9 protein-coding genes are annotated in these 13304 nt (G+C 69.0%); 5 read left to right on the forward strand and 4 right to left on the reverse strand.

The genetic code is table 11. The features are described 5' to 3' along the window. The first annotated feature begins 311 nt into the window (after positions 1–311). The 4 genes from JEQ17_RS46410 (at position 312) to JEQ17_RS46425 (ending at position 3741) form a co-directional block, all read left to right on the forward strand. Positions 312–1154, forward strand: coding sequence for a methyltransferase domain-containing protein (locus JEQ17_RS46410; RefSeq protein ID WP_200400961.1), 843 nt, complete (start codon positions 312–314; stop codon positions 1152–1154). Further along, on the forward strand, positions 1117–1584 hold the full coding sequence (gene rraA / locus JEQ17_RS46415; RefSeq protein ID WP_200400962.1) for a ribonuclease E activity regulator RraA: 468 nt from the start codon (positions 1117–1119) through the stop codon (positions 1582–1584). The genes JEQ17_RS46410 and rraA overlap by 38 nt, the downstream gene beginning before the upstream one ends. Before the next feature lie 48 nt (positions 1585–1632). Continuing rightward, the gene (locus tag JEQ17_RS46420; RefSeq protein WP_200400963.1) at positions 1633–2391 is read left to right on the forward strand and encodes an IclR family transcriptional regulator; all 759 of its coding nucleotides are present in this window, start codon (positions 1633–1635) and stop codon (positions 2389–2391) included. Between the two features lie 216 nt (positions 2392–2607). Beyond that, positions 2608–3741 (forward strand): PP2C family protein-serine/threonine phosphatase, encoded by a 1134-nt coding sequence (locus JEQ17_RS46425; RefSeq protein WP_234048853.1) that lies wholly within the window; start codon positions 2608–2610, stop codon positions 3739–3741. On the opposite strand, the gene JEQ17_RS46430 is transcribed toward JEQ17_RS46425, so the two are convergent. Next, on the reverse strand, positions 3713–5212 hold the full coding sequence (locus JEQ17_RS46430; protein WP_200400965.1) for a family 43 glycosylhydrolase: 1500 nt from the start codon (positions 5210–5212) through the stop codon (positions 3713–3715). The two genes, JEQ17_RS46425 and JEQ17_RS46430, sit on opposite strands and share 29 nt — an antisense overlap. Positions 5213–5225: 13 nt before the next feature. Next, positions 5226–8534, reverse strand: a complete 3309-nt coding sequence (locus JEQ17_RS46435; protein ID WP_200400966.1) for a discoidin domain-containing protein — start codon at positions 8532–8534, stop codon at positions 5226–5228. A gap of 302 nt (positions 8535–8836) precedes the next feature. Here JEQ17_RS46435 and JEQ17_RS46440 point away from each other — a divergent pair, with 302 nt between their 5' ends. Beyond that, on the forward strand, positions 8837–9853 hold the full coding sequence (locus JEQ17_RS46440; RefSeq protein ID WP_200400967.1) for a LacI family DNA-binding transcriptional regulator: 1017 nt from the start codon (positions 8837–8839) through the stop codon (positions 9851–9853). A gap of 52 nt (positions 9854–9905) precedes the next feature. Here the strand turns inward: JEQ17_RS46440 and JEQ17_RS46445 are convergent, their stop codons facing one another. Continuing rightward, positions 9906–11657 carry an RICIN domain-containing protein gene (locus JEQ17_RS46445; protein WP_200400968.1) on the reverse strand — a complete coding sequence of 584 codons (1752 nt, stop codon included), beginning with the start codon at positions 11655–11657 and terminating at the stop codon, positions 9906–9908. Positions 11658–12023: 366 nt separating this feature from the next. Continuing rightward, positions 12024–13139 (reverse strand): LacI family DNA-binding transcriptional regulator, encoded by a 1116-nt coding sequence (locus JEQ17_RS46450; protein WP_407700129.1) that lies wholly within the window; start codon positions 13137–13139, stop codon positions 12024–12026. Between the last annotated feature and the right edge of the window lie 165 nt (positions 13140–13304).

Raw genomic sequence — 13304 nt, forward strand, 5'->3', positions numbered from 1 at the left:
CTAGTAAATTACAGGAGGCGATGGTGGTGTGAGCAGAAGCACAGGGCGCGCGCGAGTCGTCTCGGCGTCTTGAGCGCCCCTTTTCGGGGCCCGCGCAGGTTACACGCCCGGCGACCGCAGGGCGGCGGACGGACGGTGATGACGCCGATCGGCCGGGCTGACCCGACGTGCCCGGCTGACGCGATCGGCCCGGTGGCCCCGGTGGCCCCGGTGGCCCCGGTGGACCGAGTGGTCCGAGTGGAGCCGGTCGGCCTGGTCGGCCGCCCGAAGAGTGGGGCCACGCCCGTCCCGCTCAGCGCTAGCTTTCACCCATGAGCCGCCGCAACGTGCCACACGCCTTCACCGCGGTCGACAGCCAAGCCCGCCCGGCCGAGCTCGTCGAGGTCCTGAAGCGGCTGACCGCCGAGCCGTTCTACGGGGCCTACAAGCAGCGGCTGCGAGAGCTCCTGCACGCCCGTCCCGGCGGACGATTCCTCGATGTGGGCGCCGGAGCGGGCGACGGCGCGCTGGCGCTGAGCGCCGAATCGGGAGCGCGGGTCGTCGGCGCGGACAGCTCCCTGACGATGGCCGCCGCGATGAAGGGCGCGGGCCTCGGACACGTCGTCGTGGCGGACGGCCACCGTCTACCGTTCCGGGACTCGTGCTTCGACGGCGCATGGGCGGACCGCGTGCTCCAGCACGTGGAGGATCCGGCGCGGGTCGTCGACGAGATGTCCCGGGTGGTCCGCCCAGGCGGCCGGATCGTGCTGGCCGACCCCGACTACGCCACCCAGGTCCTCGACATCGAGGACCAGCACCTCGCCGCCCAGGTGCTGCGCTTCCGCGCCGAGGCCAACCTGCGCAACGGCACGCTGGCGCATCGGCATGCCGGCATGCTCGCGGCCCGCGCCATGGAAGACATCACGGTGGAGGCCCGCACGCTCGTCGTCCGCGACCCGACGGCCGTCGACAACGTGATGGGGCTCCGGAGCTGGGCCCACACCGCTGCCGCTCGCGGACACCTCGACCCCGCTGACGCCGACCGGTTCGTCGTCCAGTTCGATCAAGCGGTCCACACCGGACGCTTCACCTACGCTGTCACTTTCTTCCTGACCTCAGGGACACGAGAGGAATCCGATGAAGCCCACAGCCGACCTCTACGACGAGCACGGTGACGACCTCCAGTCGTGCACCACCCAGTTCCGGTCCTTCGGTGCCCGGACCTCGTTCGAGGGTGCCGTCACGACCGTGCGATGCCATGAGGACAACGTGGTCCTCAAGGCCACCCTCGGGGAGCCCGGCGCGGGACGGGTGCTCGTCGTCGACGGCGGTGGCTCGCTGGCCGCCGCGCTGATGGGGGATCTCATCGCCGACCTGGGCGCGTCCAACGGCTGGGAGGGTGTCGTCATCAACGGCGCCGTCCGTGATGTCGAGGCGCTGTCCAAGATCAACCTCGGCGTCAAGGCCCTCGGTTCCAACCCCCGCAAGAGCCGCAAGGAAGGTGTCGGGGTCAGGGACGTCGAGGTTTCGTTCGGCGGGGTGACCTTCACACCCGGCTGCCACCTCTACAGCGACGCCGACGGGATCCTCGTCACTCGCGCGTAGGACCGCGCTCGCCTTGCCCGCGAGGCCCGTCCGGCGCACGCTGGTCGTATGGGCGAGCGCGACGGCCCCACCCTCATCACGTCCGTCCAGCGGGCCTTCCGCCTCCTGGAAGCCGTCAGCGCGCACCAGAACGGGGCGCCGGCGAAGCAGCTCGCACGGGAGACGGGGCTGCCCCTGGCCACCGCCTATCACCTGTTGCGGACCCTGGTCCACGACGGTTACCTGCGGAAACTGGACGACGGCGGCTTCGTCCTGGGCGACAAGCTGCAGATGATGCAGAGCACGGGGCGTGGTCAGGCGCTGCTCAGCCGCATTCGCCCCACGCTCGCCGCGCTGCGCGACGAGCTCACGACCGCCGCCTACCTCACCTTCTACGAGGAGGGCGAGATCCGGGTCGCCGAGATCGTCGACGGTCCCCGGGCGCCCCGCGTCGACCTCTGGGTTGGGTTCGAGGACGCGGGCCACGCCACCGCGCTGGGCAAGGCCGTGCTGAGGGAACTGGACGACGAGGACCGCAAGGACTACCTCTCCAGGCACCACCTCGCCGACCTCACGCCACGGACGATCACCAGCAGACCGGAACTGCTCCGGCGCCTGGACACCTCACCCGTGGCCCCGGCCGTCACGGATCTGGAGGAGTACGCCCTGGGCACGGTCTGTGTCGCCGTGCCCGTCTACAGCGGGGACACGCTCGGCTCGCTGGGCGTCTCGATGCCGGTCGACCGGCTCTCCCGAGTGGAGGACGTCCGGGCACGGCTGATCCCGACCGCGAACCGCGTGACCAGGAGCCTGTCGCTCACTATCTGAAAATCAGCTTCTTGTAAGGTCCGGGCCAACACCGTTTCCTGGATGAAACCGGCATTTCAGGAATGTGCGCCCTGCACAGGTGAGGACAGCGGACGAAGTATGAGTCAGGCCCGTGATCATGGCGGCAACCACTGGTCCATACGGACACCCAGGAACCGGGTGACCGACCCCGGAGCCTCGGCACGCGGCCGGGCCACCGCGCGGTTGGCCGCCGGGATGCCCGCACTGCACGTCCTCCACGTACTGCCCGTGCTGATCGTCTCCCTCGTCGTGCTCGTCGACTTCGTCGGCGGAGCGGGCATGGTCTGGCTGCCCCTCCTGGTGGCCGGGCCCGCACTGGCCGCCACCACGAACGGGCCGCGCGGTGTCGTGTGCGTCGGTGTCCTCGCAGCGGTCCTCGGGGCGACGCTCGGAGCCCGGGACGGCGTCCCGGTCCGTGAGCTGGCGGCCGTACTGTCCGCCCTGGCCGCGGTCACCGTGGCGAGTGGCCTGGCCAGCGCGCTGCGCGGGCGCCGCGACCGGGTGCTCGCCGCTGTCCGCTCGGTCGCGGAGACCGCGCAGCACGCGCTGCTCAAGCCCGTACCGGCGACCGTCGGCCCGTTCCAGGTGGCCGTCCGCTACAGCGCCGCGGCGGCCGAGGCCCGTATCGGCGGAGATCTCTACGCGCTGATACCCACCCCGTACGGAGTGCGGCTGATCGTCGGCGACGTCCGGGGCAAGGGGCTGCCGGCCGTGGGGACCGCCGCGCTGGTGCTCGGCGTCTTCCGCGAGGCCGCCTACGACGAGCCCGACCTCCTCGCCGTCATCGACAGGATCGAGCGGAGCCTGGCGCGCAATCTCGGTTGCGACGACTTCGTCACCGCCGTGGTCGCCGGCTACTCACAGGCCGGACAGCTGGAGGTGGTGAACTGCGGACACGCGCCTCCGCTGCTGGTACGCGCGTCCGGAAGCGTCGAGCCGGTGGAGCCCACACATCCGGCCCCGCCCCTCGGACTGCGCGCCCTCGCGAAGCACACCCCCGCCCTGGACGTCGTGCCGTTCGCCGACGGGGATCAGCTGCTGCTCTACACCGACGGGGTCACCGAGGCCCGCGACCGCGGCCGTGAGTTCTACCGGCTCGCCGAAGGGCTGGCACGCCATGTGTCCGACGAACCGGCCCGCACCCTCACCGCGCTGCACGACGAACTGCTGGCCCACGTCGGCGGCCGGCTGCACGACGACGCGGCGTTGCTCCTGATCCGCAAACCGACGGTCCGGGAAGTGGTGGTTCCCGAACCGACGGTCCGCGGAGCGGGCGGAGCCCCTGGTCCCGAAGCGACCGTTACTCTCCCGACGGCGCCGTCAGTGTGACCCCGAGAGCCACCGGTGTGCCGAAGTTCGGTGTGCCGTCGGCGTTCCAGGTGAACTTCTGTGCCCGGGTGGACCGGTTCATGTCGCAGCCACCACCCGCGGAGTTGTTCGCGTGGTAGACGATCCAGTCCTCGGTCCCGTCCGGCGACTTGAAGAAGCCGTTGTGGCCGGGGCCGTACACACCGTTGGCGTTGGACCGCTGGAAGACCGGGTTCGGTGACTTGACCCAGGAGGAGGAGCTCAGCGGGTCACCTCCGTTGTACGTCAGCATCCCCAGCTTGTAGTCGGGCGTGGAGCAGTGGCTCGCGGAGTAGACGATGAACGTCTTGCCGCCCCGCTGAAGAACCTCGGCCCCCTCGTTGACCGCACCGCCCACCGTCTCCCAGCTGTAGGTCGGGGTGGACAGTACCCGGCGCGTGCCGCTCGCGGTCCACGGGTTCGACAGTGGCCGGATGAACATGGGCTGCGAGCCGTTGTAGAACGTGCCGAGGAGATAGAGCTGACCGTTCAACTGCAGGATGCCCGGGTCCAGTTCCCAGGTGTTGTCCTGGGTGGGGTCCAGCAGGTCGGCCTTGAAGCTGTAGGGGCCCATCGGGTCGAGGCCCGCGCTCTCCAGGACGTGGATCCGCTGGGTTCCCAGGTCGTACGGCTCCCGTCCGGCCGTGTAGTAGAAGTACCACCGCTTCCCGTTGGGGCCGTCGAGCAGATGGAACTCCGGAGCCCACATCGTGCCGGCGCCGTTGGGCCTGGTGAGGTTGAAGATCACCTGGTCGGTGGCGGTGGCGAGGCCCGCCAGGGTGCCGGCCTTGCGCATGGTGACCGTCGAGTTCCAGGTGGTCGTGGCGAGGTAGTAGTAGCCGTCGTAGTACGTCAGCCAGGGGTCGGGCCCGCGCTGGGAGAGCGGGTTGGTGAACGTGCCCGGGCTCGTGCCGCCGTCGGTGAACCCGGGCAGGCGCCACACCCTGCCGTTACCGGTCCCGCACGGCAGCTGCACCAGGCCCGTGTTCGAGGCCGACGAACCGCCGCTCGGCACGACGCACTTGCCGGAGCCGACGGAGACGAGGTTGAACGTCCTGTCGGTTCCACCGACGGTCACGGGCACGAGCCGCCACCGCTGGTTCGTGCCGTTGTGGCAGGTCCACTGGATGATCGTGGCGTTGTCCGCGGTGGACGCGCCGTACACGTCGACACACTGGCCGGAGGCGTGCGTACTGATGGTGTAGGTGTCGGACGTCCCCGCGACCGGGGTGAAGCCGAAGGACTGGCTCGCGCCGGAGGCGCAGGTGTTGGCGCGGAGCTGTGTTCCGCTGGTCGTCGAACTGCCCGGGACGTCAAGGCAGTTGGCGCCGTTCTGGTTCACCCCTGTCGAGGTGAACGTGACGGCGGCGGCCGCGGTCGGCGGAGCCACCAGGAGGGCGACCACCATGGCGAGCACGGCGGTGAGCACGGACAGGCATCTGGAACGGGTCACTTGGGCACACCCTTCATCGCTTGGCGGTCGCGTTGGGGTCGTACACCTTCGTCTCCAGAAGCCCCACGGAGCTGGTGCCGTTGCCGGTCAGCAGCACCCGTAGCCGCGTAGTGCTCGTGGCGGTGAACGTGACGGTGTTGTACTGGTTCTTGGCCAGCGGATAGCCGCCGGCGCCGGGTACGTCGACGTAGGCGCTGCCGTTCCAGTACTGGAGCTTCCACGAGGCGGGCATGTCGATGCCCTGGTCGTCGTCGAAGAAGTACACCTCGGCCCTGTCGAGGGTCTTCGCGGACGGCCAGGTCAACTCCGCCCACTGCTGACCGGTCTCCGGCCAGGTTCCCCAGCGCGGGTTCACGGTGTCGTTGGACGACGGCGGATCGATGCCGTCGTTGATCGCGTTGACGCTCTCCCAGGAGGAGGTGTACGACGCGGACGCCGTCGCGGACCCCGCCTGGTTGGCCGGTGGCTGCACGCCGCCCCTGTTGAACACCTTGACCTCGGTGAGACCCGTCTTCGCCCCGGACGCGTTGGTGGCCAGGACCCGTATGCGCTGGGCGCTGATCGCCGGGAACTGCACCACGTTGTAGTTGGCCCGCGGCGCGGCCGGACTCTTGGCCTGCCCCGGTGCGCTCACCCATGAACTGCCGTTGTGGTACTGGATGGTGTACGCGGACGGGGCCCGGTAGGTGGTACTGGCCGGGCGGCTGTCCTTGAAGTACAGGCGCACCTCGTTGAGCGTGCGGGCGGTGCCGAGGTTCAGCTCGTACCAGTCCTGGCTGTTGGGGGAGCCGCCCGCGCCCCAGAACGGTTCGTTGGTGGGGTAGCCGTCGACCGCGCCGGAGGCGGCGCTGCCGGACCCGGTGTGGGAGGCGGACACGGTCGCTCCGGAGGCGAGGTTGGTCAGGTCGGCCGTCAGATCGACGCCTGCCTTGGCGAGCATGTCGACCATCTGGGGGCTGTTCTGGACGACCTGGTTCGGGGCCTTCAGCCCGGCGACGGACGTGTGGTGGGTGACCGTGCCGCTCGTGGTCACGTCACCGGTGGCCGGGTTCCAGGTGAAGGGCACGAGTGAGCCGACGGTGGCGGCCCGGCTGCCGTTGACGTAGATCGAGTACCCCTCGGGCACGCCGGGGTAGCGCACCACGCCGTCGGCCGGGTCGTCCCAGACGATGGACAGGTCGGCGCCCCGGTAGCGGAGGTTGTTGACGGTGAAGTGGCTCCAGCCGATGTCGATGGGGGAGAGCTCGACCTTGGCGTCGTTGCGGGGCCGCAGACCGGCGACGTCCTCGATCACGGTCCAGTTGCTGCTGCCCAGGATGTTGTGGTGGATCCAGGACCGGTAGTTGATGGAGCTGCCGTTCCAGTCGGCCCAGAACTCGTTGGCGTCCGGCCACTGGGTGTTGCCGCCGACGTACTGCGCCCAGGTGTTCCAGTACAGGAGCTTCTTGTAGTCGGTCGCGCTCATCCAGGAGTTGGAGTAGTTGCGCAGCACCGACGAGTACAGCCGGAACTGGACCGTCGAGTTGATGGTGGAGAAGTTGTTCGACCCCGGGTTGCCCGCGTCGGCGGCGGCCTTCTTGTCGACCTGGTTGGCCGTGTAGAACGGGAAGACCGGGTACTGGGCCGGGTCGTCGTACAGCCGCAACGCCTGCTTGTAGGCAGTGGTGTTGGGCACGGCTCCGACCGAGAACGGGTAGTAGTTGTTGATCTCCTTCCAGGGCACCCATTCGTTGGTCGACTTCAACCGGTGCTCGAACAACTGCCGGCCCGGGTTCCACAGCACGTTGACGATCGCGTCCTTGATCTGTGTCGCGAGCGTGCGCATCTCGGTGGCCTTGGCCGTGTTGCCGGTCGCCTCGTAGGCCTGCGCGGCGGCGAGCGCGCCGCTGTACTGGTAGGCGGACTCGGCGCGGTCCATGTTGCCGGGCTTCCAGTGGAAGGAGACCGCGTCCGCGTCGTTGCCCGTCAGGGCGCCCCAGTCGTACTCGATGAGCTTGTTGTTGTCGTGGTCGTAGTACGAGAGCTGTCCCTTGACGTCACCCTCGGCGTAGCGGGCCAGGTTGGCGGCGATGCCGGGCTGGCCGCCGTGGATCTGGTAGCTCTTCCAGGCCGCCTCGGCGATGTACTGGGTGTAGCTGTTGGACCAGTTCTCCGGGTCGCCCGGGTTGTCGAGGAAGCGGGCCCCCTTGGAGGTCTGGCCGACGCTCAGCCAGTCCCCGTACGCGTAGGCCGGGTTGCGCAGGTACTTCAGGTCGTCGATGTGCATGGGCTGGGTCAGCGCGATCGCGTTGTTGTAGCCGAGGACGCCTTCGGTGGAGGTCGGGAACTGGAAGGTCTGCCCGGGGATGTCGGCGTCGAGGCTGTTGAAGCGCATCAGCCACCAGCGGTAGTAGATGTTCTTCTTGATCGCGCCCTCGGGCACGTCGATGTAGGGCACGTTCTGCGCCCACCACAGGTTGTAGGCCCTGACGTGGGTGGCGAACGCGGTGGCGTTGGAGTAACCGGCGTAGGCGTTGTACTCGGTGAGCGACTGGGGGATCTCGTCGGTGACGAAGCCCATGACCACCTTGGTGGTGACGGTGGCACCGGCCGCTATCGTCACGGACCGGTTGAGGCCGCCGCTGGAGACCGCGAAACCGTCGCCGGTGAGCCGTGGGCGGATGGTGGTGAGGTTGTTGTAGGCGCCCACCTGCCCGGTCAACTCGCTGCCGCTGCCCGTGGTGGCGTACGGGGAAGTGGCCCGTAACTGCAGGGTGGTGGAGCTGCTGCCGTTGTTCCTGATCGACAGGTTGGTCACCGCGACGTTGTTGTCGGTGATGAACTTGGTCTGGTCGACCGTGACCGAACCGCTGGTGTGCACGCTCTTCCAGTGGCTGGGCACCTGCCGGCGCTGGGCGACCTGCTCCGTGAAGGTGCCCGGGCTGATCGCGACGCCGTAGGCGTTCTGGTCGTTGACGCTCTCCCAGTAGGCGACATGGCCGCCGAAGCCGAGCACCGCGGGGTCGTGGGTCTTCATGAAGACCGCGCGTCCACGGCTCATCAGCCAGGGTCCTGCCGGGTCGTTGCCCGAGCGGGCCAGGAGGCGGTCCATCCAGAAGTCGGTCCCCGAGCTCTCCGCGTCGTAGATGCTCCGCATCATGTCGCCCGGCGTGTAGCCGACGGGCGCGGCCGGGATCGCGGGTCCGCCGAAGGTGGGGAAGCCGATGGTCTGCGCGGCGTGGGCCGGGGTCCCGGCGACGACGGAACAGACGCTGAGCATCAGTGCGACGAGGAGGCATCTCGTGCGCCGACGTCGTACCAGTAGGGCGTGCGGTCTTCTCATCGGAGGCTCCCTGTCCGGTTGACAGCAGGCGGTTGCTCGCGATGGTGCGGGTGAGCCGCGCGACCACCGGGGCCGCGGGCTATGGCGTGTCCCTGACATGCGCAGTGCGCGGGTGGGGCGCCGCAAATGAGGCTGACCTAAAAGGTTTTCGCAACGTAGAGGTGAGCTGATGCACTGTCAATAGCCGAGAGTGGGCCGCATCCCTTACATGGCAAGGGCTTACCGGTCTAGGTTCGAACCGGGCGAGGGCGGATGGCGTCTGAAGTGACGGTTTCCTCTAAGCGGAAAAGGTTTTCGTGACGATGGGTTCTACGCGGCGACGTGCGACCACGATCACCGACGTGGCCACACGCGCGGGGGTGTCGATCGGGACCGCGTCCAAGGCTCTCAACGGCCGGAGCCAGGTCCGCGCCGAGACCCTCCAGCGTGTGCTGCGGGCGGCGGAGGAACTGGGATACCAGCCGAACGCGCTCGCCCAGAGCCTGATCTCCGGCCAGACCCGGACCGTCGGGCTGCTCACCAGCGACAGCGTCGGCCGTTTCGGCATCCCCGTGCTGCTCGGCGCGGAGGACGCCTTCGGCACGGGGGAGATGGCCGTCCTGCTCTGTGACGCCCGCGGGGACGCCATCCGCGAGCGGCACTACCTCCGCACCCTGCTGGCCCGTCGCGTCGACGGGATCATCGTGGTCGGGGAGAGCACGGATCCACGACCGTCGATCAACCTCGATCTGCCCGTGCCCGTCGTCTACGCCTACGCGCCCTCCGACGATCCGCAGGACGTCTCGTTCGTGCCCGACGATGTGGGAGGGGCGCGCATCGCCGTCCAGCATCTGCTGACCGTAGGCAGACGGCGTATCGCCCACGTCACCGGGCCCACCCACTACCAGGCGGCCCAGGAAAGGGCGGCCGGCACCGCCGAGACCCTGGAGGAAGCAGGACTCGCCCTCTCCGGCGGCCAGGTTCTCTTCGGCGCGTGGTCGCGGCGATGGGGGCGGCAGGCGGCCGAGATCGTACTCACCGCCGACCCGGAGACCGACGCCGTGTTCTGCGGAAGCGATCAGATCGCCGCGGGGTTCGTCGAGGCGGTCCGCGAACGGGGCCGCCGCGTTCCCGACGACATCGCGGTCGTCGGATACGACAACTGGGAGGTCCTGTCCGCCGAGACCAGGCCACCTCTGACGACCGTCGACATGAACCTGGAGGTGCTGGGCCGCACGGCCGCCCAGCACCTGTTCGCCGCCATCGGTGGCCGGGCCGCCTCGGGAGTGCATCGCATGCCCTGCAGCCTGACGATCCGGGAGTCGACCGTGGTGGAGTAGGGCCGCGGGGCGCGGTGCCCACTGCACCACAGCGCCCTTTGCACCACAGCGCCTACCGCACGAGTTCCCACTCCTGCGAGCCGTCCGTGACCGCGTTCTGCAAGGTGAGCGCCGCTCCGTCCGACGCACCGGTCAGGTACAGGCTCTGGTTCCTCACCGACTGCAGTCTGTAGAAGCCGTCATCGGTCCTGACGAGGTTCCAACTGCCGGTGGCGCTGTTGTCGACCCACTGGCCGATCCGCTGCCCGACCGTCGCGTTCCCCGTCCAGATCGCCGCCGCGCGACCGCCCGACTTGTTGAGCAGCGTGACGCCTCCCTGGGGCTCGGTCACCACGTGCCAGTACTGGGTGTCCGGGTTCGCCGCCTCACCGGGCTCCTCCAGCACGACGTCGGGCACATCACCGTTGCCGATGTTCGCGTCGTTGGTCCTGTTCCCGGTGCCGATCACCTGGTCGGTCCTGCGGTTCACCAACTGGTAGTAGGCGCCGTCCGACTGGCCGAGGTCGACCTCGGCGAAGGCGATCGTCGAGGTGCCCTGGTTGTTGAGGATCGCGATGCGCCCGGTGCCCTCGACGTACTGCAGGTTGCGGCTGTAACCGGCCGGTGAGGTCGTCTGGTACTCCTTCCACGTGCCGTCGCTGCGGCCGCTCTCGTTGACCCAGACGTTGCCGCTGCCCGCCGCGTTGTAGACCAGGCGCCCACCGGGAAGCCTGATGACGACCGGACTGCCACCTCGCGCGAGTGGACGGGAACCGGCGGCGACCGGCAGAGAGGCGACGTCCGTGCCGGTGGCGGAGCCGCGGTAGAACTCCAGCGGGCTGTCGGCGATCACGTACCGGGTGTTGGCGCCGCCACCCCAGTACTCGAACGGGAGCATCCACTTGCCGTCCGTCGTCCTGACGACGTTCGTCATGCCCGGCCGCCCGCCTCCGATCTCCGTCTTGCCGCCGCCCATGTTCTGGGTCAGTCCGGCGAGGTCGACGACGGGGGCGCTCCACTGTGCACCGCGGCCGTCCCAGGTCTTGTGCACGAGGATCTGGCCGTGCGAATCCGCGGCGGTGTCGTTCGCGGGGTCCGGTGTCGGGACGCCGGTCGCCGGGTCGAAGCCGATGTAGTCGTTCTCGTCGGAGTAGTAGCAGACGAGCTTGCCCTTGTAGACCATCAGGTACGGCTCCCAGAGGGGATCGACCTGCTTGTGCGTGTTCGCGCCCGCGATGTTCTGGCCGACAGCGCCCGCGCTGCCACCTTGCCAGCCGCCGGTCGCGATGACGTTGATGACGTTCCACGTCCTGCCGTCGTCGTTGCTGGAGTACAGGGCGATCGCCAGGTCCTTGCGGTCTCCGTCGTTCGTCGGCGTCCAGTTCGGATCGGCCGCCTTGCGCTCCTTGTAGTAGTGGTCGTCGCCCGAGACGACACTCGCGAGGAGCAGCGTGCCCTGCTTCAGGTTCCCGACGTCCTGCGGAAGCGTGTAGAGGTACGGGTTCGTCCAATTGCTCGTGTACTTCGCGTACTTGGGGTCGTTGGAGAGGTACGCGGGCGCCTTGACCTCCGACAGCGGCTGCCAACTCGTTCCGTGGTCGTCGCTCTTGTACACGGGGAGAGTCTGCTTGTCGGCGCTGCCCGTCTCCGGCACCACCGTGGACTTCTCGAACGACGCGACCAGGCGTCCGCCCGGCAGCTGCGCCGACTTCGGGTAGACGGCGCAGTTGCCCCGCCCCTTGAGGCACGGTTCGTTTCCGAGCTGGTAGAGGATTCCACCCGTCGGGTTGTACGCCTGTGCCGTGCCCATGGGTATCGCCAGCATCGCGGAAGCCGCGACGAAGGTTCCGAGTGCCTTCCCTGCTCTTCTTCTTTGCAAAGCCCCTCCTAGGGGGTGGCCACGGTGGTGCCTGTGGAGGTCGGATCAGGAGACGAACACGCGGACGTCCCGGGCATCGAGGTCAGGGACGGGCCCGCGGGGGAGGCCGCAGCCGCGCATGTCGAGGCGTCGGCGGGCGTGCACGATCCGCACCCGGCGTCTGGTGTCGCGGGCACTGCGGTGGGAGGAGGCGAAGATCCCGGTACGGCGGCTCGTCCTGGGATCACATGATCGGCCGTGGGTGCTGTCGGCGTGGGGCCGATCGCCACCGGCCGGCGGTTGTGAGCGGTCGGCGGTGCGGGTCGGTGAGTCTCAACGACCGGCGGGCGAACCTCCCTTCGGGAGCGGGGAGTTGCCGCGTCGGTCGCGTCCCGGGGTCTTCCGGGGCGGCGGAGGCGCGGTCGAGGAACGGACGACGAGGTCGACCGGTGGGTCGCTCGCGGGCAGTGGGTCCGCCTGCGGATTCTCGATGGAGTGCACGAGACGCTTGAGTCCCTCCTGGGCCACGGCGTCGAACGGCTGGCGGATCGTGGTCAGTGGGGGAGTCACATAGCCGGCGACGGGGATGTCGTCGAAGCCGACCACACTGACGTCCTCCGGCACGTGTCGGCCGGCCTCCGTCAGCGCGCGGATCAGACCGATGGCCATGTCGTCGTTCGCGGCGAACACCGCGGTCACCTCCGGGCGGGAGGCCAGTTCACGGCCCGCCGCATACCCGGACGCGGCCGACCAGTCGCCCTGGACGACCGGCGGAACGTCCTTGCCGTGCTCCGCGAGCGTGGAACGCCATCCCGCAAGGCGGTCCCGGGCGGCGTACCACCGCTGCGGACCGGCCAGGTGATGCACGGTCAAGTGGCCCAGTTCCAGCAGATGTTCGGTGGCCGCCCGGGCCATCCGGTCGGCACCGCCGCCCGCGGCCAGCACCGTGGACGCGGTGACGGGCGAAGGCGCGCCGATGACCAGGACCGGCACGTCGAGCCGGGCGGAGGTGTCTCCTCCGTCGCCCTCCTCGGCGATCGGTTCGGAGATGACGATGCCGTCCACGCCCTGGTCGAGGAGCGAATCCACCGCACCGGCGATGCCCGCAGGGTCGCCTTCCATCGTGTTGACCACGCGGAGCGCGTATCCCGTGTCCCGGACCACCCGCTCGACACCCATCAACAGCGTGGCCGGCCCGTACAGCGCGGTGCCCAGCGTCACCACGCCGATGGACCGGGTCCTCCCCGAAGCGAGCGCCCTGGCCGCGTTGTTGAGCCGGTACCCGAGTTCCTCGGCGGCGGCGAGAACGCGTTGCCGCACATCGGCGGACACGTACTGCTCGTCGTTGAAGACCCGCGACACCGTCTTCTGCGACACCCCGGCCAGCCGGGCCACATCCACACTGCGCGGCGCGGTGGAGCCCCCGCCCCGCCCTGTACCTCGCGTCATGGAGCCTCCCCAACGGCCGGCGAATCGGATCCCAAGGATGCCAGACCACCGATGATCTGACTGCGCAGACATGTCTACGCAGTCATACAGTCGGCGTCAAGACTTCCGGCGCGCATCCGGAGTCTCGTCCCCGTATGGGCAATGGACATGTGCACTTCCTGGGGT

It is taken from the genome of Streptomyces liliifuscus, assembly GCF_016598615.1.
GTDB classification, from domain to species: domain Bacteria; phylum Actinomycetota; class Actinomycetes; order Streptomycetales; family Streptomycetaceae; genus Streptomyces; species Streptomyces liliifuscus.

Excerpts from the sequence above, each read along its gene's own strand:
- JEQ17_RS46440 (WP_200400967.1), top strand. The coding sequence starts at position 8,837 with ATGGGTTCTACGCGGCGACGTGCGACCACGATCACCGACGTGGCCACA.
- JEQ17_RS46445 (WP_200400968.1), bottom strand. The coding sequence starts at position 11,657 with ATGCTGGCGATACCCATGGGCACGGCACAGGCGTACAACCCGACGGGT.
- JEQ17_RS46450 (WP_407700129.1), bottom strand. The coding sequence starts at position 13,139 with ATGACGCGAGGTACAGGGCGGGGCGGGGGCTCCACCGCGCCGCGCAGT.
- JEQ17_RS46420 (WP_200400963.1), top strand. The coding sequence starts at position 1,633 with ATGGGCGAGCGCGACGGCCCCACCCTCATCACGTCCGTCCAGCGGGCC.
- JEQ17_RS46425 (WP_234048853.1), top strand. The coding sequence starts at position 2,608 with ATGCCCGCACTGCACGTCCTCCACGTACTGCCCGTGCTGATCGTCTCC.
- JEQ17_RS46410 (WP_200400961.1), top strand. The coding sequence starts at position 312 with ATGAGCCGCCGCAACGTGCCACACGCCTTCACCGCGGTCGACAGCCAA.
- JEQ17_RS46435 (WP_200400966.1), bottom strand. The coding sequence starts at position 8,534 with ATGAGAAGACCGCACGCCCTACTGGTACGACGTCGGCGCACGAGATGC.
- rraA (WP_200400962.1), top strand. The coding sequence starts at position 1,117 with ATGAAGCCCACAGCCGACCTCTACGACGAGCACGGTGACGACCTCCAG.